Origin of the sequence: Janthinobacterium glycogeni (assembly GCF_051380725.1) — a bacterium.
Taxonomy (GTDB): Bacteria; Pseudomonadota; Gammaproteobacteria; order Burkholderiales; family Burkholderiaceae_D; genus Janthinobacterium.
This window is the reverse complement of sequence record NZ_JBNYXP010000015.1, coordinates 45,118-69,595: the sequence shown is the minus strand read 5'-3', so window position 1 is coordinate 69,595 and position 24,478 is coordinate 45,118. Positions and strand designations below refer to the sequence as shown.

Genomic DNA, 24,478 nt, shown 5'->3' with positions numbered 1-24,478 from the left:
CGGCGAAAGTGGGTAGAATACGGCCAGGCACCCTGACGCCGCCGGCAATGGAGAGAGCAATGAAAGTACTGGTGGTTGACGATGATGTCGTGTCGCGCATGGTATTGATGCATCTGATCGACAGTTGCGGCGTGCACGACATCGTGGAAGCCGAAGATGGCGCGGCGGCGTGGGAGCAGCTCGAAGGCGGCTTGCGCCCCGCGCTGTGCTTTTGCGACTTGCGCATGCCGCGCCTGTCCGGCATGGAGCTGCTGCAGAAAATCCGCTCCGACAGCGCGCTTGACGCCATGCCGCTGGTGCTGGTCTCGTCGGCCAATGACCAGGACACGGTGCGCGACGCCGTGCAGGCCGGCGCCGCCGGCTACATCGTCAAGCCCTTCCAGCCGGAGCAGGTGCGCCAGCATATCGACGCCTGCTTCGACGTCTCCGCCTTGCCGGCCGAGGCGCCGCGCGACACCTTGCAGCGGCTCTGCATCGACGGCGAACGGTTGCTGGCCTATCTGACGGGCTTCCAGGGGCAGATCGTCGCCGCCGGCGAACAGGTCGACGCCTTGCTGGCGCGCGGCGAACCGGCCCAGGCGCGCCAGCAGCTCGAACGGCTGCACCTCGGTTGCCGCACCCTGGGCCTGCATGGCGCGGAAGCCGGCATGAGCGCGCTGCTGCAGTCGGCGGTGCTCGACGGCGAGCAGATGCAGGCGGCACTGGCCGCGCTGGCGCGCAGCGCGGCGCAGCAGGCGCGTGTGCTGCGGCAGGACGGCGCCGACTGAATCTGCTGTTTTCCGCTTGCTGGAAAAATACTTTAGGTTTAAAGTATCTGCTTCCGGGCCTTGTGCACGCGCCCGCCACCAGCCAGGATGAGCATGAGCAGCGACCCTTCGCCTACCACCGCATCTCCCCAGGACGACTTTGCGCGCGCGCACCTGCCGCCGCGCGCACTCTGGCCGCAGCTGTGCCTTGACTTGCCCGAGCTGCAGTACCCGCCGCGCCTCAATTGCGTCGCCGCGCTGCTCGATGCGGCCGTGGCCAACGGCGGCGGCGAGCGCACCGCCATCCTTGCCGACGGCCAGCGCTGGAGCTACGCCGATCTGGCGCGGCAGGTCGACCGCATCGCCCCCGTGCTGCGCGCCGACCTGGGCCTGATCCCCGGCAATCGCGTGCTGCTGCGCGGCGCGAATACGCCCATGATGGCCGCCTGCCTGCTGGCCGTGCTGAAGGCCGGCTGCATCGCCGTGCCCACCATGCCGCTGCTGCGCGCGCGCGAACTGTCCACCATCCTGGCCAAGGCGCAAGTGAACGCCGTGCTGTGCGCGCAGGGCTTGCGAAGCGAGCTCGATGCGGTGCCGGGCCTGCCGGCCATGCTGTGCTTTGGCGCCGACGGCGCGGCACTGGAACAGCGCATGGCCGCCCACGATGCGTCCTTTGCCGCATGCGACACGGCGGCCGACGACGTCTGCCTGATCAGCTTTACCTCGGGCACGACGGGCGTCCCCAAAGGCACCATGCACATGCACCGCGACCTGCTGGCCATCTGCGACTGCTTTCCCCGCTCCATGCTGCAGGTGCGCGCCGACGATATCTTCATCGGCACGCCGCCGCTGGCGTTCACCTTCGGCCTCGGCGGCTTGCTGCTGTTCCCCCTGCGCTTCGGCGCTTGCGCCGTGCTGCTGGAAAAACTCACGCCCGACAGCCTGCTGCGCGCCATCGCGGCCTACGGCGCCACCATCTGCTTCACGGCGCCCACCTTTTACCGCCAGATGGCGCCCCTGGCCGCACAGCACGACTTGCGCAGCCTGCGCCTGTCCGTTTCGGCCGGCGAGGCGCTGCCGCTGGCCACGCGCGACGCCTGGCAGGCGGCGACGGGTCTGGCCATGACGGACGGCATCGGCGCCACCGAGATGCTGCACATCTTCATTTCCGCCACGGGCGAGGGCATCCGCCGCGGCGCCATCGGCAAGGCCATCCCCGGCTACCAGGCGTGCATCGTCGACGATGCGGGCGCGCCGCAGCCGCCCGGCGTGACGGGCCGCCTGGCCGTGAAAGGCCCCACCGGTTGCCGCTACCTGTCCGACCCGCGCCAGCGCGAGTACGTGCAGAACGGCTGGAACCTGACGGGCGACACCTTCGAGATGGATGCCGACGGCTATTTCTATTACCGATCGCGCAGCGACGACATGATCGTCTCGGCCGGCTACAACATCGCCGGCCCGGAAGTGGAAGAGGCGCTGCTGCGCCACCCGGCCGTGGCCGAGTGCGGCGTGGTCGGACGCGCCGACGCCGAGCGCGGCCAGATCGTCGAGGCGCACATCGTGCTCAAGGACGGTTTCCAGCCCGGCGACGTGCTGGCGGCCGAATTGCAGGACTTCGTGCGCCAACAGATCGCCCCGTATAAATATCCGCGCGCCATCCGTTTCCTGCCTGCGCTGCCGCGCACGGAAACGGGCAAGCTCCAGCGCTTCAAACTTCGCACGGACACCCCATGAATATCGTCTGCATCGGCGGCGGCCCCGCCGGCCTGTATTTCAGCCTGCTCATGAAAAAGCAGAACCCGGATCACCGCATCACCGTCATCGAGCGCAACCGCCCGTACGACACGTTTGGCTGGGGGGTCGTGTTTTCCGACCAGACCCTGGGCAACCTGGCCAATGCGGACGAGCCGACGGCGCGCGCCATCCTGCAGGCGTTCAACCACTGGGACGATATCGAGATCCACTTCAAGGGCGAGACCGTGCGTTCGGGCGGCCATGGCTTTTGCGGCATCGGCCGCAAGCGCCTGCTCAACATCCTGCAGGCGCGCTGCGAGGAACTCGGCGTGCAGCTGGTGTTCGAGACGGAGGTGCGGGACGACCAGGCCATCGCGCGCCAGTACGGCGCCGATCTGGTGATCGCCAGCGATGGCTTGAACAGCCGCATCCGCACGCGCTATGCGGCCAGCTACCAGCCCGAGATCGAGCAGCGCCATTGCCGCTTCGTCTGGCTGGGCACGCGCAAGAAATTCGAGGCGTTCACGTTTGCCTTCCGCCAGACGCCGCACGGCTGGTTCCAGGCGCATATCTACCAGTACGACGGCGACACCTCGACCTTCATCGTCGAAACGCCCGAACACGTGTGGCGCGCCGCGGGACTCGATTTCATGAGCCAGGAGGAGGGCATCGCCTTTTGCGCAGCGCTGTTCGCCGAGGAACTCGACGGCCATGAATTGCTGAGCAATTCGCCGCACTTGCGCGGCTCGGCGCAGTGGATCACCTTCCCGCGTATCGTTTGCCGGCAATGGGTGCACCGCCAGGATGGCGTGCCCGTCGTGCTGATGGGAGACGCGGCCCACACGGCGCATTATTCGATCGGCTCGGGCACCAAGCTGGCGCTGGAAGACGCGATCGAGCTGGCGCGCTGCTTCGGCCGGCATGCCGACGTCGCTGCCGGTGCCGATGCTGCGCTGGACGCCTATCAGCAGCTGCGCGCCGTCGAGGTGCTGAAAATCCAGAGTGCGGCGCGCAATTCCATGGAGTGGTTTGAAAACGTCGAGCGCTACAGCGCCATGGAAGCGCCGCAATTCGCCTATTCCATGCTCACGCGCAGCCAGCGCATCTCGCATGAAAACCTGCGCCTGCGCGATCCCGCCTATGTGGCCGATTACGAGCAGTGGCTGGCGCGCCGCGCCGCCGGGCAGGCGGGCGAGGAGGCGCCGGACGGCCCGCTGCCACCCATGCTGACGCCCTTCCGGCTGCGCGGCGTGCTGCTGAAAAACCGCATCGCCGTCTCGCCGATGGCGCAGTACAGCGCCGTCGGCGGCGTGGCGGGCGACTACCATCTGATGCACCTGGGCGCGCGCGCCATGGGCGGCGCGGGCCTCGTGTTTGCCGAGATGACGTGCGTGTCGGCCGATGCGCGCATCACGCCCGCCTGCCCCGGCATGTACAGCGAAGCGCATACGCAGGCGTGGCGGCGCATCGTCGATTTCGTGCACGCGAACAGCGATGCGAAGATCGCCCTGCAGCTGGGCCACGCGGGGGCGAAAGGCTCGACGCGCCCCATGTGGGACGGCATCGACCAGCCGCTCAGGGAGGGCAACTGGCCGCTGATCTCGGCCTCGGAACAGCAATACCTGGCCGGCGTGTCGCAGGTGGCGCGCGCGGCGACGGAAAGCGACCTGGCGCGCGTCGAACAGGATTTCGTGCGCGCCACCCTGGCCGCGGCCGTCGCCGGTTTCGACTGGCTGGAACTGCATTGCGCGCACGGCTATCTGCTGTCGAGTTTTATTTCGCCGCTGACCAACCGCCGCGCGGACGAATATGGCGGCAGCCTGGAAAACCGCTGCCGCTATCCGCTGCGCGTGTTCCGCGCCATGCGCGCCGCATGGCCGCAGGATAAACCGATGAGCGTGCGCATCTCGGCCCACGACTGGGTCGAAGGCGGCATCACGCCAGACGATGCGGTCGTCATCGCGCGCCTGTTCAAGCAGGCCGGCGCGGACCTGATCGACTGTTCCTCGGGCCAGGTCAGCAAGCTCGAGCAGCCAGTCTATGGGCGCATGTTCCAGGCGCCGTTCGCCGACCGCGTGCGCAACGAGGCGGGCATCGCCAGCATGGCCGTCGGCTCGATTTTCGAAGCCGACCACGCCAACAGCATCATCGCCGCCGGGCGCGCCGACCTGTGCGCCGTGGGCCGTCCGCACCTGGCCAATCCGGCCTGGACACTGACGGAAATGGCGCGCATCGGCTACAGCGGCGCAGGCGCTGGCGCGATTTGGCCGAAACAGTACCGGCCGGGCCAGCAGCAGCTGGAGCGCAATCTGCAGCGCGAGCGCCAGCTGGCCGCCGCCAATACGGGCCTCACCCCGCAACAGGTGGCCGCGCGGCTGCTGGAAGGATGACATGAGCAAGGAAGCATCGATGGACGCATTATCAGGAAAACACGCGCTGGTGACGGGCGCCGGCAGCGGCATCGGCTTCGCCTGCGCGGGTGCCTTGCTGGACGCGGGCGCCCGCGTCACCCTGGCCGGGCGCGACGGCGCGCGGCTGGCGCGCGCGCGCATGCAGCTGGAAGAGGCGGGCCATGCGGGCAGGGTGGCCATCTGCGTGCTCGACGTGGCCGTGGAAGCGGCGGTGCAGGCGGGCTTCGCGCAGGCCGCCGCGCATTTCGGCCGCATCGATATATTGATCAATAACGCGGGCCAGGCGCATGCGGCGCCCTTTGCCAAGACGGACGCCGCCATCTGGCAGCGGATGCTGGCCGTGAACCTGACGGGTGTGTTCCACTGCTGCCAGGCGGCCATGCCGGCCATGCTGGAAGCGGGCTGGGGGCGCATCGTCAATGTGGCGTCGACGGCGGGCCTGAAGGGCTATCGTTACGTCAGCGCCTATGTCGCCGCCAAGCACGGCGTGATCGGCCTGACGCGCGCGCTGGCGCTGGAAGCGGCACCGCGCGGCGTCACCGTCAACGCCGTCTGCCCCGGCTACACGGAAACGGAGATGGTAGCGCAGGCCGTGCAAAATATCGTGCGCAAGACGGGACGCGGCGAAGACGCGGCGCGCGCGGAACTGGCGGCAGCCAATCCGCAGCAGCGGCTGGTGCAGCCGCGCGAAGTGGCCGATGCGGTGGCCTGGCTTTGCCTGCCCGCGTCCTCCGCCATGAATGGACAATCGATCGCCGTCGCCGGCGGCGAAGTCATGTAACCGAATGAAGACCATGGATAAAGAAACCGAGAATGTGCAATACGAACCCGTGCTGGACCTGGCCAGCCGGTTGACGCAGGACCACCACCAGTCGCTCAAGCTGTGGCTGCGCATGCTCTCGTGCACGGTGAAAATCGAAAACGAGGTGCGCACGCGCCTGCGCGCCAGCTTCGGCATCACCTTGCCCCGCTTCGACTTGATGGCGCAGCTCGAACGCTTTCCCGATGGTTTGCGCATGGGCGAACTGTCCAAGCGCATGATGGTCACGGGCGGCAATATCACGGGCATCACCGACCAGCTGGAGCAGGAAAAACTGGTGGCGCGCGTGGTCGACCCGAAGGACCGCCGCTCCTACAGCGTCAAGCTGACGCCGGCCGGCCGGCGCGCGTTCGACGAGATGGCGCGCGTGCACGAAGGCTGGATCGCCGAACTGCTGCACGGCGTGACGCCGGAAGACAAAACCCGCTTGATCGACCTGCTGTCGCACATGAAGCAGCAACTGAATGACACCTCCATAAAGTACTGACCATGCGCCATCTACCCGGCCAGCCGCAAGACCTGCCAGGCAACCGCGCCAGCCTGGCCGCTTACGCCGCGCGGCATTTTCTGTTTGCCGTCGAAGGCGGCGTCGCCACATTGACCTTGCACCGGCCCGAGCGCAAGAATCCGCTCACCTTCGATTCGTATGCGGAATTGCGCGAGCTGTTTCGCGCGCTGGCGCATGCGGATGACGTCAAGGCCGTGGTGATCACCGGCAGCGGCGATAACTTTTGTTCGGGCGGCGACGTGCACGACATCATCGGCCCGCTGACGCAGCTCGACATGCCCGGCCTGCTGGCGTTTACCCGCATGACGGGCGACGTGGTGAAAGCCATGCGCGCCTGCCCGCAACCGATCATCGCGGCCATCGACGGCATTTGCGCCGGCGCCGGCGCCATGCTGGCGCTGGCTTCCGACATCCGCATCGGCACGGCGCGCAGCAAGACGGCCTTCCTGTTTACCCGCGTGGGCCTGGCTGGTTGCGACATGGGCGCCTGCGCCTTGCTGCCGCGCGTGATCGGCCAGGGCCGCGCCGCCGAACTGCTGTACACGGGGCGCTCCCTGGCCGGAGCCGAGGCCGAACGCTGGGGCTGGCTCAACCGCCTGGTCGAGCCGGAAGAACTGGCCGAGGCGGCGCGGCTGTTCGCCGCCGGCCTGGCCAGCGGCCCCACCTTCGCGCACGGCATGACGAAAAAAATGCTGCAGCAGGAGTGGAACATGGGCGTCGATGAAGCCATCGAGGCGGAAGCGCAGGCGCAGGCCATCTGCATGGCCACCAACGATTTCCACCGCGCCTATCACGCCTTCGTGGCGAAGGAAAAACCCCGGTTCGAGGGCGACTAAGAAGATGAACAATACACGCGACACGACTTACCTGGACTGGCCGTTTTTCGACGCGCGCCATGCCGAACTTGAACGGCAGCTCGATGCCTGGGCGACGCTGCACCTGGACGACGACCATGGCGCGGACGTCGATGCGGCCTGCCGCGCGCTGGTGGCGCAACTGGGGCAGGGCGGCTGGCTGACATACGCCACCGGCACCGATGGCAGGATCGACACGCGCGCCATTTGCCTGATGCGCGAAACCCTGGCGCGCCACAACGGCCTGGCCGATTTCGCCTTCGCCATGCAGGGTCTCGGTTCCGGCGCCATCGGCCTGTTCGGCAGTGCGCAGAACAAGGCGCGCTATCTGCCCGACGTGGCCAGCGGCAAGCGCATCGCCGCCTTTGCCCTGTCCGAGCCGCAGGCTGGCTCCGACGTGGCGGCCATGGCGTGCGCGGCGCGGCGCGATGGCGACGAGTATGTGCTCGACGGCGAAAAGACGTGGATATCGAACGGCGGCATCGCCGACTTTTACGTGGTGTTCGCCCGCACGGGCGAGGCGCCCGGTGCGCGCGGCATCAGCGCCTTCATCGTCGACGCCGACAATCCGGGCCTGGAAATCGCCGAGCGCATCGCCGTCATCGCGCCGCATCCGCTGGCGCGCCTGCGCTTCAGCCAGTGCCGCGTGCCCGCGTCGCAGCGCCTGGGCGAGGCGGCGCAGGGTTTCAAGGTGGCGATGGCGACACTCGACGTGTTCCGCACCTCGGTGGCCGCCGCCGCACTGGGTTTCGCGCGGCGCGCGTTTGACGAGGCGCTGCGCCACGCGACAAAGCGCCAGATGTTCGGCCAGACCCTGGCAGATTTTCAATTGACGCAAGCGAAGCTGGCGCAGATGGCCACCGGCATCGACGCGGCTGCCTTGCTCACCTACCGCGCCGCCTGGCAGCGCGACTAGGGCCGCAAGGTGACGAAGGAAGCGGCCATCGCCAAGCTGACGGCCACGGAAACGGCGCAGCAGGTGATCGACGCGGCGGTGCAGCTGTTCGGCGGCATGGGCGTGGTCAGCGGGCACCCGGTCGAGCGCCTGTACCGCGAAATCCGCGCCTTGCGCATCTACGAGGGCGCCAGCGAAGTGCAGCAATTGATCATCGCGCGCGAACTGCTGCGCGAGGCGGGACACGCATGAACGGCAACAACAAGGAGAACACGATGCAAGTGCTGCAACCGGCGGGATGGGCCAGGCCGCGCGGCTATGCGAACGGCGTGGCCGCCAGCGGACGCACGGTGTATGTCAGCGGCATGATAGGCTGGGATGCGCAGGGCCAGTTTCATACGGACGACTTCGCGGGACAGGTGCGCCAGGCGCTGCAGAACGTCGTCGCCGTGCTGGCCGAGGCGGGCGCCTTGCCCGAGCACATCGTGCGCATGAACTGGTATGTGCTGGACAAGAAGGAATATGTGGCGGCATATCCACACATTGGCGTTGCCTACAGGGAAATCATCGGCAAGCATTTTCCGGCCATGACGGCGGTGCAGGTGGCGGGACTGATCGAGGACAGAGCGAAGGTCGAGATCGAAGTGACGGCGGTGTTGCCTAAATGAATTATTTTGTCAAAATTATATTTTTGCGCTAAAATAAGAAATATAAAAACAATATCTACTATGTTATATTTGGCAACCGGAAAATACGCCGGCTTCAAATACTGACAGTCGAGGCAGATGATGCACAATAATTTTAAGGCGGTAAGAAGTGTGGTACTGGCCCTGGCCGGTATGGGTGTTTGCCTGGGCGCGCAGGCCGGATCCGGCACGTCGCTACTCTCTCCCGGCTATCAAACGCAACTGGAAAGCTGGCTTGGCGAAGGCCGCCTGGCGCTGACGAATATCTACAGCAAAGCGGCGGGCGACACTTCGCTGGATTTTCACAAGGCCTCCGATGGCAAGGGGCGCACGTTTTCCGTCATGGAAGCGACCAATGCCTCGGGGCAAACCTGGCTCGTCGGTGGCTATAACCCGCAAAGCTGGAGTTCGACCGACGGCATGCATGTGACCATGGAAGATAGCCAGCGCACAGGTTTCCTGTTCAATCTGACAGCGGGTTTCATGCTGCCGCAATTGAAGCAGTATTTTAGCGGCGATAGCATCGGCAAGGATCAGACCTACAATCAGGAAAATTATGGTCCCACCTTTGGTGTCGGCCATGATCTGTATGTGCCGCAGGACTTGACGCACGGCGGCTATTCTTCCCTTTACACCTACAATTACCGTGGACACCCGGCGAGCGGGATCAGCCTGATCGATGGTTCCAGTTTTACGGTACCGAACATTACGTACGGCGCGATACAGGTGTTTACCATCAGTGCGGTGCCGGAGCCTGCCACTTATGGCGTGCTGCTGGCGGGGCTGATCTTGCTCGCTGGCATGCATTTGCGTCAGCAGTGGACAAGCTTGCGCGCCCGCGGCTGAATGCTGCAGTCGCGCCGATATCGGATACGCTTGCGCGTGCCGCGGGAGCGGTGCGCCATGTCGCCTGCCGCGCCCTCGTTGCCGGAAAAATGATTGATGGCCATTAGCTCATCGGCAGTCGCCGAGGCTTGATGTTGTCGTATGAGCAACCACCCACGCTTGGGATTTTGTAGTGTTATTTAATACCTTTTCATTTTTCCTCATTTTCCTTCCGCTGGCACTGCTGGGCTACTTTGTCCTGTCACGCTATTCGCTGCGCCTGTCCATCATCTTTCTATTGCTGGCATCGGTTGCATTCTATTGTTACTGGGATATCGCCTTCCTGCCCTTGCTGGCCTTGTCGATCTGCACCAACTTTGCCGTCGGGCGCGCCATTTCGCTGCACCATGGACAGGGCCGCCTGCGCCGGGCAAAGCTGTGGCTGATCGGCGGACTCGTCTTTAACCTGTCCCTGCTCGTCTTTTTCAAGTACTTTGACTTCCTGCTGAGCAATATTGCCGCGCTCACGGGGGCGCCGATAGAGCCCATCGGGATTACCTTGCCCATCGGTATTTCCTTCTTCACCTTCACGCAGATCGCCTATCTCGTCGATTGCCACGCGGGCAAGGTGAAGGATTATCAACCCGAAAGCTACGGCTTGTTCGTCACGTATTTCCCCCACCTGATTGCCGGCCCCATCCTGCATCACAAGGAAATGATGCCGCAGTTTTCGGAGCCGGCCCGGCATGTCTTTCACCGCGGGCGGCTGGTAGTGGGCCTGAGTTTCTTTACCATCGGCCTGTTCAAGAAAGTCGTCCTGGCCGATGGCGTGGCCCGCTTCGTGGGGCCCGTCTTCGATTTGCACTACCAGCATCTGAGCATGCTTGAAGCGTGGGCCGGCGCGCTGGCCTATACCTTCCAGTTGTATTTCGATTTCTCGGCGTATTCCGATATGGCCTATGGCTTGTCCTATATGTTCGGCATCGTCCTGCCCATCAATTTCAACTCGCCATACAAGGCGGCGTCCATCATCGAATTCTGGCGCCGCTGGCATATCACGCTGTCCAATTTCCTGCGCGATTACCTGTACATTCCGCTGGGCGGCAATCGCCACAGCGCGTTTCAGCGCTACCGCAATCTGCTGCTGACGATGCTGTTAGGCGGGCTGTGGCATGGTGCAAACTGGACATTCTTGTTATGGGGCATGTTACACGGCATTTATCTGATCATTAACCATGCCTTGCGGCATCTGCTGGGAGGGCGCAGCAATCGGGCGCTGCGCCTGGGCGGCATGTGCGCCACGTTCCTGGCCGTGGTCGTGGCCTGGGTCTTTTTCCGCGCCACCTCCGTGGGCGTGGCGCTGGATGTGCTTCAAGCGATGTGGGGCGGCACCCTGACGCCGGCCATGCGCGAGACCGTGCTGGGCATGAACCGCATCATGGAACTGGGCACATGCCTGTGGTGGCTGGCCGCCTGCGCCGCGATCGCGTTCCTTTTGCCGAATGCCTATGACCTGCTGGGCCGGGGCTTGCGCCTGGAGCAGGAAAACCGCCTGGAGGGACGGCGCGGCAACCTGTTGCTGGGCGCCTTGCTGCTGCTGTGCTTGTTCTTGCTGTCGATCAGCGAGACCCGCGGCGTGTCCGAATTTCTGTACTTTAACTTTTAGATCATCATGCGTTCATCCATTACGATAGGAATCGGTGTGCTGCTGATGGCGCTGGCGCTCGAGGCTGTGTTGCAGTGCCTGCCGGTGTCGTCCGGCTTGCGCCTCGCGCAAAGCAGTGCAAGCGTGCCGCTCAGCCGTTACTTGCCCCGGCAGGAGTATGTGTATTCGCATGGTTGGGCATTGTCGAACGCGCGCCGCGGTGTCACCAACGGGCAGGGTTTTGCCAATTCCGCCGAGTTCAAGCCGGATCCCGCCGTGCTGTTGCTGGGCGACAGCTTTGTCGAAAGCCTGATGCTCGACTACCCCGACACCCTGCAGGGGGAGCTGGACCGCATGCTGGGCGGGGCCGTGGTGTCGGCCGCCAGTTCGGGCAACGGCCTGGCCGATACGCTCGAGATGCTGCGCCATTATGCGCCGCGCCTGCATCCACGCAACGTGGTCGTTCTGATCGATTCGGGAAATCTGAACAACCTGCTGTTACCCGCACCACGCAGCCACAACCAGTTCGTGGCCGGCCCTGATGGCGTGCGGACGGTCCATGTCGACTATGTCGAATCAAAGCTCAAGCGCTGGCTGGCGCACTCGGCCCTTGTGCGCTATACCTATTACAACCTGAAGCTGCCGGACTGGATATCGTCGCTGCGACGCGAAGCTCATGCGCCAGTGGCCGACGATACCGGGGCGGCGGCGCGCGACCAGATGCTGGCCTACTATTTCGCGCAGATCAAGGCGCTTCCCGGCGCCGCCGACAGGCAAATGGTCTTTGTGGTCGATGGGGAGCGCAACACTTTGTATGAGCCAAAGAAGGGCAAACCGTCGTGGCACGGCGATGACCGCCAAGTTTTCATGGCGCAGGCGAGGCAACATGGCCACGTCGTGGTCGACATGCAGCCCGTGTTCGAGGAGCATTGGCGCCAGCGTGGCGAACGGCTCGATTTTCTGCCGATGGATGGCCACTGGAACAAGGTGGCGCATGGCTTGGCGGCGCAGCATGTCATGCCCTTGCTATTGCCTGGCGGGCAGCCATAGCAGGGAATCGCGCGCCACGCCTGCAGGATTTTCCGTCGCGCACCAGCGTCCGCTATGTCCACGGTGCGCGCCACCCTGTATAATGCCGCTGCGCGTGTCGCCATCGTACAATGGATAGTACAAGGTCCTCCTAAGACTTAAATGCAGGTTCGATTCCTGCTGGCGACACCAAAACCCATTTTCAGGTCATGCATCGCGTTACTGCGTGCGTAGGGCGGCGTTTATATGCCCTAACATCACGGCCCGTTTACGGAAATGGCCGGCCTTCTTTCGCAACAAGATCATGGCTCCATTCCCATGACATCTCAACTGGCGCTTGCATACTTGATGCCAAGCGCCCCCTCTCCTGGACGTTATTGAATTCACGCTGGCCCCCGCCAGAAAGTGCCATGATCTCCATTCTTGTAGTGCCGCAATGCCATCCATTGCCAATGGCAGTTACTTTTTTTGGGCTATGTCAATGCCAAGTGTGGGAATTCACTCAGCGTGCCTTCAATAATGTTTTTTGAAGAGTGGACGCGCTCGCTATTGGGATAGCGCCTGCTTTTTTAGCGCTCGGGCCGTAGAGGCAGGGCTGCCACTGCCGTATGTCTCAGCATGGTTTGATCAAGATAAGTGACCTTGCTGCGGCTATACGCGGGCCGCATATGCACTGAATCCGTGTAAAGCGGCATGCCGGCGCTATCCGTCACAGGACAGACATTTCCTGTGCATAGATAGTCGAGTGGCTCTATGGTGATTGCACCACTTTGCTCCGCAATGCGTTTCAGTTTGTCGCGCACTTTCATGTGTTCGTTCATGAAAGCGTCGCGCGCCAGGTCTTTAATCACGGGAAGCGGGCGTATATCCCTGAAACGCGAGCCGGAATACATGGTGCGTGGGTCAAAAAGAGGACCGCTTGGCGGTTGCAGGATGAGATAGACCTTTTTTCCCTTCTTGACCAGTTGTGTCATGCTGTCACGCAAGGAGTTGTAGCTACTTTCCATTGCATATTCGGATGGGAAGGTCTGGCTGGACTTGCCATCGTCAAAGAGTAATTCACTGAACGATGGATTGAAGTACCCATACCAGGCAGCGCCGATTACGACACTATCGACATTCGCTCCGCTGGCCAAATCGTAAGCGGCCTTGATCGCTGCCGGACACAGGGGGAATTTAAAGCGCGGCATGCGGATAGTGTGGAGAATCGGCGGGCATCCTGCTGCCGTTGCGAAGATTACCGAATTGAAACGTGTTGGCTCGCTGGCAATTGCGAATTCTATGCGCGGGCCATATTGCTGTACCGTCGAGTCGCCAAGAAAAACCGTCAACTGCTCGCTTTGACTGTTCATCTTATGGAAAACAATATCCTGATGCCGTATGGGTGTCAATGTTGGGCCGGGAAAGGCGCTGTCATTGAGTGCCTGTAAGTAAATTTCTGCCCCATGCACATCGATTCGCTCGCGTAAATTGCCATTCGCCATGAACAAGCCTATGACTACGAGACTTGCCATGGCGATAGTTAATCTTTTTGCCACGCGCGTGTCGTCATGATTACGTCTGAGCGGCATCTCAAGCAGGCGATAGGTCGCATATGCCAGTATAAAAGTGGCTACGATCAAACTGATTTTAATGGAAAGCGGTGTCTTTTCACCATAGATGATATGGCTATAAGATAATAACGGCCAATGCCACAAGTAAAGCGGGTAGCTGATCAAGCCTATGCCTACCATCACTTTATTGCTTAGCAGATAGCGATTGATGGTCTGCGCCGGGCCGGCCATGATGAGTAAAAAAACGCCTGCGACAGGCAGGGCGGCCCACCAGCCAGGGAAGAGATCTTCTGGTTTGATGATGATAAATCCTGCCGCCAGGAGTAAGGTGCCGGCGATTGAACTAAATTGACGCGCGCTCTTCCCCCAAGTCGGGCGATATAAATGGAGATAGGCGGCCGCCCCCCCGCTCAGGAGTTCCCAGAAGCGCGTTACTGGTGAGTAAAATGCGGCGGACGGATTCGTCTCCACCGTCATGATATTGATGCCCATGGATAGGCAAAAAATGATCGCCAAGATGAAGGGCAGATGCCAGCGCCGACTAGTTGCAAGCCATAAAATCAGAGGCCACAGCAGGTAAAATTGCTCTTCCACCCCCAGCGACCAGAGGTGCAGCAGCGGCTTGGATGTGCTGGAGTTGTCAAAATAGCCGGATTCTGACCAGAATACCAAGTTCGATACGAAACTACCTCCCGCCGCTATGTGCTTGCCCACTTGGCGAAACTCATCGTGTAGCAACACTACCCAGCCAAAAAGCAAGGTGCATATCAAGACCAGCACCAGAGCCGGGAAAATACGCCGAACGCGCCGCACATAAAATTCGATGATGCTAAACCTGCCAGCATTCAGTTGAGACAGGATGATGGAGGAAATCAGGAAGCCGGAAATGACAAAAAAGATATCGACACCGATGAAGCCACCGACAAACCAGTTCGGCCAGGCGTGATGCAAAATTACCGCAACGACGGCCACCGTACGCAAGCCGTCAATGTCTGGGCGGTATTTGGTGCCGCTTGCATGAGTCGGCGTAACTGTTGAAGTCAGAATAATCTCCTCTTGATATGGTGTAAATTATCTCTGCACTGGGCCGTTCTGTGGGGAAGAACACGAGTATAAATGTTTTTATTTTAACATCTGATGTTATTTAAGTAGCGTGTTCTTTTGGCTTATTTGCAAGCGTGGAGGGCAGCCCGAGCTTGCATATGGTCTTCAAGACGGCAGGATGGCACCGCCACCGCGCATCAGTTTGCCAAGATATACCTATGCTGGCGCGAGTATCGGTACAATGCGTGCTTCATTCATCCAATCGGCGGCTGTTTTGCGCACCACACGGTGTGCAGGAGACGGCGCCCGAGCACCTTTACTCATTATGGCTGTCATTTCTCTTTCATCGGCGCAACTTGCGTTCGGTCACGTCGCGCTGCTCGATCACGCGGAATTTTCACTGGAAACCTCGGAGCGGGTCGGCTTGATCGGCCGCAACGGTACGGGCAAATCCTCCTTACTGAAAGTCATTTCGGGCAAGTTCAAGCTCGATGACGGCTTGTTGGTGATGCAGCAAGGCATCAAGATCGCCTATGTGGAGCAGGAACCGCAATTCGACCCGGACATGTCCGTGTTCGACGCCGTCGCTTCCGGCATGGGCGAATCGCAGGCATGGCTGAAGGAATACGATGCGCTGACGGGCCAGTTTGGCCAGGGAAATGACGACGAGTTGATGGAGCGCATGCACGACATCCAGGTCAAACTCGATGCGGCCGATGCGTGGAGCTTGCCGAACAAGGTGGAAACCGTGCTCGACCGTTTGAACCTGACGGGCGACATGCTGATGAAAACCCTGTCCGGAGGGATGCAGAAGCGCGTGGCGCTGGCGCGCGCGCTGGTGTCGGCGCCCGACGTGCTGCTGCTCGATGAGCCGACCAACCATCTGGACTTCAGCTCCATCCTGTGGCTGGAAGGATTGTTGCGCGACTTCAAGGGTAGCGTGCTGTTCATTACCCATGACCGCTCCTTCCTCGACAATGTCGCCACGCGCATCATCGAGCTCGACCGCGGCCGTTTGCTGTCGTACCCGGGCAACTTCACGGCTTACCAGACCCGCAAGGCGGAGCAGCTGGAAATCGAGGAAGTGGAAAATGCCAAGTTCGACAAGTTCCTGGCGCAGGAAGAAGTGTGGATACGCAAGGGCGTCAAGGCCCGCCGCGTGCGCGATGAAGGCCGCGTGCGCCGCCTGGAAGCGCTGCGCCTGACGCGCAATGCGCGCCGCGAGCAGCAGGGACAGGTCAAGCTGGATGTCTCTGCCGGCGAACGCTCGGGCAAGATCGTGGCGGACCTGGAAAACGTCTCGAAGATCTATGGCGACAAGGTCATCGTCAAGGATTTTAGCGCCACCATCCTGCGTGGCGACAAGGTCGGCCTGATCGGCGCCAACGGCGCCGGCAAGACCACTTTGCTGAAGATGATCCTGGGCCAGGAAGAGTCGGACACGGGCACCATTCGCCTGGGCACCAAGCTGCAGGTTGCGTATTTCGACCAGATGCGCACGCAGCTGAACGAAGAGGCGAACCTGATGGAAACCATCGCGCCTGGCAGCGACTGGGTCGAGATCAATGGCCAGCGCCGCCACGTGATGACGTATTTGAACGACTTCCTGTTCGCGCCGGAACGTGCGCGTTCGCCCGTCAAGTCCCTGTCCGGTGGCGAGCGCAACCGTTTGCTGCTGGCGCGCCTGTTCGCCAAGCCGGCCAACGTGCTGGTGCTCGATGAGCCGACCAACGACTTGGATATCGATACCCTGGAATTGCTGGAAGAGTTGCTGGAAGAATACACCGGCACCGTGTTCCTCGTCAGCCATGACCGTACCTTCCTCGACAACGTCGTCACGCAGGTGATCGTCGCTGAAGGCGAGGGCAAGTGGCGCGAATTCGTCGGCGGCTACACGGACTGGGAGCGCGTGCGCACCTTGCCGATCGCCACGGCGCCCGCCAGCAAGCCGGCCGTGAAGGTCGAAGCTGCCGTACCTGTTGCCAAGCAGAAAAAGCTCAGCTACAAGGAGCAGCGCGAACTGGAAGAGTTGCCGAAATTGATCGCCAAGCTGGAAGACGAGCAATCGGTGCTGGCCGCCGAACTGTCGCATCCGGACTTCTACAAGAAGACGCCGGCCGAAGGCAAGCGCCTGAATGCTCGCGTGGCAGAGATCGAAGGCGAACTGCTGGAAGCGCTGGAAAAGTGGGAGCAGATCGAGGCGCGCAGCAATGCCTGATTAGTTTCTTGCATTCCCTGTTGTAATTTAAGTTAGGATTACTTGCCACGGCAACGGTTCTGCTTGATATAATTATATAATTATATTTTTTACATCGGGGGATGCATGTTTGTTATCAAAAACACGCGCTCCGGACCATCGCGTCCGGCGCGTGGTTCCACCTCCGGTGCGCATCAACATGTTTGACCGCGCCGCCTTGCCCCGGGTAGCGCCATTCCTGGCCTACCTCTCCTTTATCTTTATCGCCGACATGCTCGGCCGGGCCGGCTTCGCCGCACAGGACTTGCGCTGGCTGTACGCCGTCAAGATCGGCGTCGTGCTGGGCATGTTGTTGTACTGGCGCCGCAGCTATACGGAACTGGCCTGGACAGGACTGGGTGCGCGCGCTATTGCGGTCGCCATTTCCTCCGGACTTGTTGTTTTTTTGCTGTGGATTAATTTGAATGCGGGCTGGATGAGTATCGGCAGCGCCGACGGCTTCGATCCCCGCAATGACGGCAGCATCGAGTGGACGCTGGTGGTGCTGCGCATCGCCGGCGCGGCGCTCGTGGTACCTGTGATGGAAGAGCTGTTCTGGCGCTCCTTCCTGCTGCGCTGGATCGATGCCCCGGACTTTCTGAAATTCAACCCGCGTCTGGCGAGTGCAAAGGCCTTTGTTGTCAGCGTGGTGCTGTTTGGCTTCGAACACAATTTGTGGCTGGCTGGGATCGTTGCCGGTGCCGCTTATAGCTTGCTGTACATGCGCAGCCAGAACCTGTGGTCGCCCATCCTCGCCCATGGCGTGACAAATGGCGTGCTGGGCCTCTGGATTGTTTCCGGTGGACACTGGACTTACTGGTAATATTGCCAACTAACTGTTTGCTCTTTCAAAGACAATGCCCATGTTGAATTCCCCGCCAAAAAGTCTCCGTAGCCCCCCATGTCTGCCGCCTGGCATGCCGCTCATGTCTATCTTGCGTGCCGCTTGCGTGCTCGTGGTCGGAGGTGTGGCCAGCTCGTCGGCAATGGCCGCCTGGAGCGATACCATTTCCCCGTTCCTGGCGACCACGTATTCCTATGACGACAATCTGTTGCGCCTCGACGACAATGTTCCCGGCTATAACGGTCCCCGTTCCGATACGTCGCGCCAGATACAGGCGGGTTTTCTCGTCAACCGGCCGATCGGGCGCCAGGTGCTGACGGGACAGGCCAAGTGGTCGCGCGTGTCGTTCCAGCATTTTGACCAGTTCAACTACAGCGGCAAGGATTTCCTGACCGATCTTGAATGGCATCTAGGCAATCATCTCGATGGCCATGCGGGCGCCCTGTATTCGCAAACCCTGACGCCGTTCAGCGATTTCCAGAGTACTGAACGCAATTTGCGTACGCGTCAGCGAGAGTACGTCGATGGCGGCTGGCGTTTCCATCCGAGCTGGCGCGTGCGTGGCGCTTACAGCCGTGAGCGCTACTCTTATGACTTGCTGTCGCAGCGCGTGTCCAACCGTGAAGAAAAAGCGACGGAACTGGGGCTTGATTATTTGCCTGCAAGTAATAGTCGTGTTGGCGTGCAGTTGCGGCATGTCAATGGCAGCTATCCGAATCGTCTCAACGGCGGCCAGTTGGGCGTCGACGATGGCTATACCCAAGATGAGATCAAGGCGAATATTTATTGGAATTACAGTGCGATTACCCAAGTGCAACTCTTGGGTGGATGGGTGCGCCGCAGCCATTCCTTTTATTCGGGGCGCAATTCGAGCGGCGCCAACGGACGCATCGTGGTGAACTGGGCACCGCTGGGCAAGGTGCGTTTCACCGGTTCCCTGTGGCATGAGTATGGAGTAGTGGAAAATGCGCTGATTTCGAGCAGCCTGAATAATGGCGCCAGTGTTGCCGCCGCCTGGGATATCACGTCCAAGGTGCGCATGGATGCGCAACTGCGCCGCGAGAAGCGCGACTTTTCGGCCGCCAGCGGCCTGGTATTGCCCGTCGATGTCAGCGACACCTCGCATACCGAATCTCTGGGACTAACCTATGCTCCGCAGCCGAATATCCAGCTGGGTCTGAACGCCTTCCGCGACACGCGCAAGGGCGCACCTATTATTAATACTGGCAGTTTCCGCGCCAAAGGCGTGTCGTTCAGCGCCAGTGTCCAGTTTTGAAGAGCACTATGACGGTTAATGATATACCCTTGATTTCGTTCTTTCAGCGCATACTCGACCCATTGATTATCATGGGCACGCTGTATCTGTTGTCCGCCTTGTCAGGTTCCCCCTTTACTGGCTATTCGCTGGTATTGATGATCCTTGCGTTCTTTATTTCCTCGTCCGTATTCCAGTATGTCGATCCCTATCGTACCTGGCGCAGCGGTCGCATGCTGGCCTATACCCGCGATATTTTTGTCAGCTGGGGCATCACAGCCCTGATTCTGGTATTCCTGGGTTCGGCGACAGGACTGGCTTTTCATTTCGACCGCGAACTGGTGCTGGCCTGGTTTCTGCTGACGCCATTCATATTGCTGCTCAGCCATCTGGCTGCGCGGCGCATGGTGGCCGATCCCGGGCGCGACAGCGAAGTGCGCTCGGTCGTCATCATTGGGGCCAATGATGCCAGCCTGAAATTTGCCGCCACCGTCGAGCGCAATCCGAATCTGTTCATGAGCGTACGGGGCTTTTTTGACGACCGTACCGATGACCGCTGGCCCGAGAAAATGCGTGAGCCCATGCTGGGCAAGATGGCCGATATCGCCGCCTATGTGCGCGAACATAATATCAAGATGATATTCATCAGCCAGCCCATTTCGGCGCAGCCGCGCATCCGTAAAATGCTCGATGAACTGCAGGATACGACGGCATCCGTGTACTTCTTGCCGGATATTTATATCTTCGACCTGATGCAGGCGCGTTTCGACAATGTGGGCGGCATGCCGGTGATCGCCATCCGCGAGTCGCCGTTTACCGGTTTTAACAGCATGGTCAAGCGTGGCAGTGACATCGTGCTGGGCTTGCTGATCCAGATCATGCTGTTGCCAGTGATGTTGGTCATCGCCATTGCAGTCAAGGTAACATCGAAAGGCCCCGTGATCTTCCGCCAGCGCCGCTACGGCCTGTATGGCGAGGAAATCATCGTCTATAAATTCCGTTCGATGACGGTGAGCGAGGATGGCGACAAGGTGGTGCAGGCCACCAAGAACGACCAGCGCGTGACGCGCGTGGGCGGCTTCTTGCGCCGCAGTTCACTCGATGAGCTGCCGCAGTTCATTAACGTGCTGCAGGGACGCATGAGCATTGTCGGGCCCCGTCCGCACGCCGTGGCGCACAACGAGCAGTACCGCAAGCTGATCAAGGGCTACATGCTGCGCCACAAGGTCAAGCCGGGCATTACCGGCTGGGCGCAGGTGAATGGCTTGCGCGGCGAGACGGAAACGCTCGACAAGATGGAAGCGCGCATCCATTTCGACCTCGACTACCTGCGCAACTGGTCGCTGTGGCTGGACCTGTGGATCATTTTGCGTACCGTCAAGGTGGTGCTGAAGCGCGACAACGCGCATTGAACACAGACCGATGGCAGGGCGCCACACCGGACTTGAATATTTTTTGTAGGGAATTAATACGCGTTAAAATGGCGCAATCATGCGAGATGTCCAATAGCCGGTTCCTGGAGCCGGCCGAACAGTGATTCGATGAGCCAGACGACCCTATGAGGCAAGCACGGCGACATGATGTGGGTGACATGCTCCGCCTGCTTGGCGGCGGGGCAGCTTGTGGCCCGTGGCATGCGCGCCATACCCGCAAGCGTCCCGCCCGGCCCGTATGGCGCAAGGCGGCTGCTCAACACATGCTTTCCCTAAAGCAACGGCCCCATCCCTGCCGCTATCCGGTGTTGGCCCGCTTCCCATTATCGTGCGGCGTAATGCAAGTGCCTGTCGCCGCGCGAGAAATATTGCCGTGTGAAAACTATTTACTGGGATGCATCCAATTCAAAGCTTGTGTTTCTGATGAAACAGTTGTTTTTAAGATCTTTTAATAGTTTTTTAAGCAAATATTTCCCTAGTAAGCTAGTACACTGTGTATCATATTTATAATATTGACAATCATGTGGTCGAAAGCCCATAATTTCAATCGAAATCTGCTTTTTTTGACAATGTTTTGTTGTTAAGTGAGTTATCATCACGTTCACAAAATTATCAGCGGATTTCCTTACCTGAACTGAAGGAGTCATTTTGAACCAAGTGCAAATCGCCCGTGTGTCTTCGAGCACGTCCGCCATGCCTTCCCGTCTGCTGTGCGCAGGCCTGGTTGTGCTGGCCGTCGCAGGATTGTCTGCTTGTGGCAATAAAGAAAAAAAGCCCGGCCAGGCGCTGGCGAGTGTAAATGGGGAAGAAATCACCGTCCTGCAGCTCAATGAAGAGATGCAGCGCGCCAATGTCCAGGCGCCGCAGCAGGAAGCGGCGAGCAAACAGTTGCTCGAATCGCTGATCGACCGCCAGTTGCTGCAGAACGAGGCGGCCAAGGACAAGACGGACCGCGATCCCAAGGTGGTGCAAGCGATCGAACGCGCCAAGGCGCTGATCGTCGCGCAAGCCTATATGCAAAAGCGCATCGGTACGATCGCCCGCCCCACCAAGCAGGAAGTGGAAGAGTACTTCCAGAAGAACCCGCAATTTTTCAGCGAGCGCAAGCAATTCGACATGCGCGAACTGGTGATTGCCAGCGCGGACATGAACGACCAGTTGAAGGCGGCGATGGATAGCGCCAAGACGCTCGACGACGTGGCTGCCTGGCTCGAGGCGCATAAGGTCAAGTTTGCCCGTACACAGTTGTCGCGCACCAGCGCCGACCTGGCGCCCGAGCTGAGCGCGAAATTGCTGTCGATGCCGAAGGGCCAGTTGTTCATCATCCGCGAAGGGGACCGCACCTTGCTCATTTCCCTGGCCGATATCCGCGACAATCCCGCGACCCTGGCACAGGCTGCGCCGCAGATCGAACAATTTTTGTTCAACAAGAAAAACAAGGATGCCGCCGACGCCGAACTGAAGCGTCTGCGTGCCGCCGCCAAGATCGAATACCTGGGCAAGGACGGCCCTCCGGCCGTCGCATCGGCAGCGGCCAGCGCCGCGGCTCCGGTACCTGCACCTGCTTCGGCGGCCCAGGCAGCACCGGCGAAGAGTTCCTCGGAAGCAAATGATCGTGGCGTTGCTGGCTTGAAGTAAGTCGCAGCATTTTAGGTAAGTAACTCTATCAATGGAATAAGCGAATCATGAAACGACTTCTCATGTGGTGCATGGCCACCCTGTTGGCCCTGAGCGCCGGTTTTGCCGGCGCTGCCGATGTACAGCTGGGTGCCGGCGACGTATTGAAAATTTCCGTCTATGGCAATCCCGACCTGGCGCTCGAAACGCGCGTCAGCGAAGCGGGCGAAATCACCTTCCCCTTGGTCGGTAACGTGGCGCTGGGCGGCCTGTCCGTATCGGCTGCCGAGAAGAAACTGGGCGGCTTGCTGGAAAGCGGCGGCTACTTGCGCAAGGCGCAGGTCAATATCATCGTCACCCAGCTGCAAAGCCAGCAAGTATCGGTGCTGGGGCAAGTCAACCGTCCCGGCCGCTATCCGATCGAGGGCAAGCGCAGCCTGATGGACATGCTGGCCATGGCCGGCGGCGTTGGTGCCGATGGCGGCGATACGGTCAGCCTGATCCGCAAGCGCAATGGCAAGACCACGCGTGAAATCATCGACATCGTCGACATGGTGCGCTCGGCCGACCTGAACCGCGACCTCGACGTAGCCGGCAACGACGTGATCTTTGTCGAGCGCGCGCCGCGTTTCTATATCTATGGCGAAGTCCAGCGTCCGGGCGCCTTCCGCCTCGAGCGCTCGATGACGGTGCTGCAGGCGCTGTCCGTCGGCGGCGGCCTGACCCAGCGTGGTACCGAACGTGGCATTCGCATCAAGCGCCGCGACGAGGCTGGCAAGTTGCAAATCATCAACGCCAAGCATGACGACCTGCTGCAAGTTGACGATATGGTGTACGTGCAGGAAAGTCTGTTCTAAGCCGCTGTCCGTATCTTTCCGGCGCAAGCCGGATGTTTTTCATTCTGTGTTGAGGTTTCCCCATGAATTTGTCACAGCTCCTACTGATCCTGCGTGCGCACAAGAAGTTGATCTTGATAACGCTGCTGGTCACTGTCCTCGGCACGTTGTCGGTCAGTTTGCTATTGCCTAAAACATACAAGGCGACAAGTTCGTTGCTCTTGAACTACAAAGGTGTCGATCCCCTGACGGGCCTGGCCATGCCGGGCCAGTTGTTGCCCGGTTTCATGGCGACGCAAATCGACATCATCAGCAGCAAGAACGTCGCCTTGCGCGTCGTCGACCATTTGAAACTGGCGGAAAGCCCTGCCGTGATTGCGCAATTCAATGAAGCGACCGAAGGCAAGGGCGGCACCGTGCGCGACTGGCTGGCCGATCTGCTGCTGCGAAAGGTGGAAATCGTGCCGTCGCGCGAGAGCAGCGTGGTCGACATCAGCTTCAAGGGCAGCGACCCGCAGTTCGTCGCTGCCGTGGCGAATGCCTTTGCCGACGAATATCAAAAGACCAGCATCCAGCTGAAGGTCGATCCCATGCGCCGCGTCTCGACGTATTTCAGCGAACAGACCAAATTGCTGCGCGATAATCTGGAAGTGGCGCAAAGCAAACTGTCCAAGTACCAGCAGGACAATGGCATCGTCAGTGTCGACAACCGTCTCGATGTCGAATCGAACCGCCTGAATGACTTGTCGGCCCAGCTGGTCATGGCCCAGGGGCAGTCGATGGAAGCGTCGTCGCGCCAGCGCATGGCGCAGGGCAGCAATGGCCTGGCGTCGCCCGACGTGTCGTCGAATCCGTTGATCCAGAATTTGAAGATTGGCCTGGGCAACGCCGAAGGCAAGCTGGCGGAAATCGCCCAGCGCCTGGGCCGCAATCATCCGCAATACGAGAGCGCCAAGGCGGAAGTCGACAAGCTGCGCGCCGACCTGCGTGAACAGTTGGCCAATACCTCGAGCAGTGTTGGCAACAATGCGCAGATCCTGCAGCAGCGCGAAGCGGCAGTGCGCGCCGCCCTGCAGGCGCAAAAAGCCAAGGTGCTGGAATTGAACCGTACCCGCGACGAGATGGGCGTGCTGATGAAGGATGTCGAGAGCGCCCAGCGCGCCTTTGACGTGACGTCCCAGCGCCTGTCGCAAACGCGCATCGAGGGCCAGGCGGAGCAGTCGGATATTTCCGTGCTCAATCCAGCCGTGCCGCCGATCGATCCGGCCGGTCCACGCGTGCTGCTCAATACCTTGCTGTCGATTTTCCTCGGCACCTTGCTGGGCGTGGGCCTGGCCATCGTGATCGAGATGCTGTATCGCCGCGTGCGTTCGGAAGCTGACTTGCAAGAAACGCTGCAGATTCCCGTCTTCGGCGCCATCGACTGGAATGCCCACAAGTCGCCGCGCAAAAAAGGTGTGTTGAACGGCATTCTGCCGCGCCGCCTGCGCTTACGTTAAACATGGAT

The 24,478-nt window shown here is 60.8% G+C and carries 18 protein-coding genes, 1 tRNA gene and 1 pseudogene; 19 read left to right on the top strand and 1 reads right to left on the bottom strand.

Annotated elements, in window-relative coordinates:
• Positions 1-59: 59 nt before the first annotated feature.
• From ACQ4W4_RS24920 to ACQ4W4_RS24865, 12 genes and pseudogenes are all read left to right on the top strand, one after another.
• Positions 60-767, top strand: coding sequence for a response regulator (locus tag ACQ4W4_RS24920; protein ID WP_436544230.1), 708 nt, complete (start codon positions 60-62; stop codon positions 765-767).
• A gap of 93 nt (positions 768-860) precedes the next feature.
• Positions 861-2,480, top strand: a complete 1,620-nt coding sequence (locus ACQ4W4_RS24915; RefSeq protein WP_436544229.1) for an AMP-binding protein — start codon at positions 861-863, stop codon at positions 2,478-2,480.
• Complete coding sequence (locus tag ACQ4W4_RS24910) at positions 2,477-4,870, top strand: bifunctional salicylyl-CoA 5-hydroxylase/oxidoreductase (RefSeq protein ID WP_436544228.1); 2,394 nt, start codon at positions 2,477-2,479, stop codon at positions 4,868-4,870. Before ACQ4W4_RS24915 ends, ACQ4W4_RS24910 begins: the two co-directional genes overlap by 4 nt.
• 1 nt (position 4,871) lies before the next feature.
• Positions 4,872-5,672 carry an SDR family NAD(P)-dependent oxidoreductase gene (locus ACQ4W4_RS24905; RefSeq protein ID WP_436544227.1) on the top strand — a complete coding sequence of 267 codons (801 nt, stop codon included), beginning with the start codon at positions 4,872-4,874 and terminating at the stop codon, positions 5,670-5,672.
• 13 nt (positions 5,673-5,685) lie between these two features.
• Positions 5,686-6,198, top strand: a complete 513-nt coding sequence (locus ACQ4W4_RS24900; protein WP_436544226.1) for a MarR family winged helix-turn-helix transcriptional regulator — start codon at positions 5,686-5,688, stop codon at positions 6,196-6,198.
• A gap of 2 nt (positions 6,199-6,200) precedes the next feature.
• Entirely contained in the window at positions 6,201-7,055 is an 855-nt protein-coding gene (locus ACQ4W4_RS24895; RefSeq protein ID WP_436544225.1) for an enoyl-CoA hydratase family protein, read from the top strand.
• Between the two features lie 4 nt (positions 7,056-7,059).
• A pseudogene (locus ACQ4W4_RS24890) lies at positions 7,060-8,220 on the top strand (acyl-CoA dehydrogenase family protein).
• Positions 8,221-8,243: 23 nt separating this feature from the next.
• A complete protein-coding gene (locus ACQ4W4_RS24885; RefSeq protein WP_436544256.1) occupies positions 8,244-8,636 on the top strand; it encodes a RidA family protein in 393 nt (130 codons plus the stop codon).
• Between the two features lie 117 nt (positions 8,637-8,753).
• Positions 8,754-9,500: a PEP_CTERM-anchored TLD domain-containing protein gene (locus tag ACQ4W4_RS24880; RefSeq protein ID WP_436544224.1), complete on the top strand. Its 747-nt coding sequence runs from the start codon at positions 8,754-8,756 to the stop codon at positions 9,498-9,500.
• Positions 9,501-9,672: 172 nt separating this feature from the next.
• The gene (locus tag ACQ4W4_RS24875) at positions 9,673-11,145 is read left to right on the top strand and encodes an MBOAT family O-acyltransferase (protein ID WP_436544223.1); all 1,473 of its coding nucleotides are present in this window, start codon (positions 9,673-9,675) and stop codon (positions 11,143-11,145) included.
• 6 nt (positions 11,146-11,151) lie between these two features.
• Entirely contained in the window at positions 11,152-12,174 is a 1,023-nt protein-coding gene (locus ACQ4W4_RS24870; protein ID WP_436544222.1) for an SGNH/GDSL hydrolase family protein, read from the top strand.
• A gap of 96 nt (positions 12,175-12,270) precedes the next feature.
• Positions 12,271-12,345 (top strand) — tRNA-Arg (locus ACQ4W4_RS24865).
• A 377-nt stretch (positions 12,346-12,722) separates the two neighbouring features.
• Here the strand turns inward: ACQ4W4_RS24865 and ACQ4W4_RS24860 are convergent.
• Entirely contained in the window at positions 12,723-14,687 is a 1,965-nt protein-coding gene (locus ACQ4W4_RS24860) for an acyltransferase family protein (protein WP_436544221.1), read from the bottom strand.
• A gap of 388 nt (positions 14,688-15,075) precedes the next feature.
• Here ACQ4W4_RS24860 and ACQ4W4_RS24855 point away from each other — a divergent pair, with 388 nt between their 5' ends.
• The 7 genes from ACQ4W4_RS24855 (at position 15,076) to epsF (ending at position 24,470) form a co-directional block, all read left to right on the top strand.
• Entirely contained in the window at positions 15,076-16,968 is a 1,893-nt protein-coding gene (locus ACQ4W4_RS24855) for an ATP-binding cassette domain-containing protein (RefSeq protein ID WP_436544220.1), read from the top strand.
• Positions 16,969-17,146: 178 nt separating this feature from the next.
• Positions 17,147-17,809, top strand: a complete 663-nt coding sequence (locus tag ACQ4W4_RS24850) for a CAAX prenyl protease-related protein (RefSeq protein ID WP_436544219.1) — start codon at positions 17,147-17,149, stop codon at positions 17,807-17,809.
• A gap of 40 nt (positions 17,810-17,849) precedes the next feature.
• On the top strand, positions 17,850-19,106 hold the full coding sequence (gene epsL / locus ACQ4W4_RS24845) for an XrtB/PEP-CTERM-associated polysaccharide biosynthesis outer membrane protein EpsL (RefSeq protein ID WP_436544218.1): 1,257 nt from the start codon (positions 17,850-17,852) through the stop codon (positions 19,104-19,106).
• Positions 19,107-19,114: 8 nt separating this feature from the next.
• Positions 19,115-20,497: an undecaprenyl-phosphate glucose phosphotransferase gene (locus tag ACQ4W4_RS24840; RefSeq protein ID WP_436544217.1), complete on the top strand. Its 1,383-nt coding sequence runs from the start codon at positions 19,115-19,117 to the stop codon at positions 20,495-20,497.
• A 669-nt stretch (positions 20,498-21,166) separates the two neighbouring features.
• Positions 21,167-22,156 (top strand): EpsD family peptidyl-prolyl cis-trans isomerase, encoded by a 990-nt coding sequence (locus ACQ4W4_RS24835; protein WP_436544216.1) that lies wholly within the window; start codon positions 21,167-21,169, stop codon positions 22,154-22,156.
• 47 nt (positions 22,157-22,203) lie between these two features.
• Positions 22,204-22,992, top strand: a complete 789-nt coding sequence (epsE, locus tag ACQ4W4_RS24830; RefSeq protein ID WP_436544215.1) for a polysaccharide export protein EpsE — start codon at positions 22,204-22,206, stop codon at positions 22,990-22,992.
• Between the two features lie 62 nt (positions 22,993-23,054).
• Positions 23,055-24,470, top strand: a complete 1,416-nt coding sequence (gene epsF, locus ACQ4W4_RS24825; protein ID WP_436544214.1) for a chain length determinant protein EpsF — start codon at positions 23,055-23,057, stop codon at positions 24,468-24,470.
• Positions 24,471-24,478: the final 8 nt, after the last annotated feature.

Bases quoted from the DNA above. Each gene is read 5' to 3' on its own strand.
- ACQ4W4_RS24920 (WP_436544230.1), top strand. From the start codon at position 60: ATGAAAGTACTGGTGGTTGACGATGATGTCGTGTCGCGCATGGTATTG.
- ACQ4W4_RS24915 (WP_436544229.1), top strand. From the start codon at position 861: ATGAGCAGCGACCCTTCGCCTACCACCGCATCTCCCCAGGACGACTTT.
- ACQ4W4_RS24910 (WP_436544228.1), top strand. From the start codon at position 2,477: ATGAATATCGTCTGCATCGGCGGCGGCCCCGCCGGCCTGTATTTCAGC.
- ACQ4W4_RS24905 (WP_436544227.1), top strand. From the start codon at position 4,872: ATGAGCAAGGAAGCATCGATGGACGCATTATCAGGAAAACACGCGCTG.
- ACQ4W4_RS24900 (WP_436544226.1), top strand. From the start codon at position 5,686: ATGGATAAAGAAACCGAGAATGTGCAATACGAACCCGTGCTGGACCTG.
- ACQ4W4_RS24895 (WP_436544225.1), top strand. From the start codon at position 6,201: ATGCGCCATCTACCCGGCCAGCCGCAAGACCTGCCAGGCAACCGCGCC.
- ACQ4W4_RS24885 (WP_436544256.1), top strand. From the start codon at position 8,244: ATGCAAGTGCTGCAACCGGCGGGATGGGCCAGGCCGCGCGGCTATGCG.
- ACQ4W4_RS24880 (WP_436544224.1), top strand. From the start codon at position 8,754: ATGATGCACAATAATTTTAAGGCGGTAAGAAGTGTGGTACTGGCCCTG.
- ACQ4W4_RS24870 (WP_436544222.1), top strand. From the start codon at position 11,152: ATGCGTTCATCCATTACGATAGGAATCGGTGTGCTGCTGATGGCGCTG.
- ACQ4W4_RS24855 (WP_436544220.1), top strand. From the start codon at position 15,076: ATGGCTGTCATTTCTCTTTCATCGGCGCAACTTGCGTTCGGTCACGTC.
- ACQ4W4_RS24850 (WP_436544219.1), top strand. From the start codon at position 17,147: ATGTTTGACCGCGCCGCCTTGCCCCGGGTAGCGCCATTCCTGGCCTAC.
- epsL (WP_436544218.1), top strand. From the start codon at position 17,850: ATGTTGAATTCCCCGCCAAAAAGTCTCCGTAGCCCCCCATGTCTGCCG.
- ACQ4W4_RS24840 (WP_436544217.1), top strand. From the start codon at position 19,115: ATGACGGTTAATGATATACCCTTGATTTCGTTCTTTCAGCGCATACTC.
- epsE (WP_436544215.1), top strand. From the start codon at position 22,204: ATGAAACGACTTCTCATGTGGTGCATGGCCACCCTGTTGGCCCTGAGC.
- epsF (WP_436544214.1), top strand. From the start codon at position 23,055: ATGAATTTGTCACAGCTCCTACTGATCCTGCGTGCGCACAAGAAGTTG.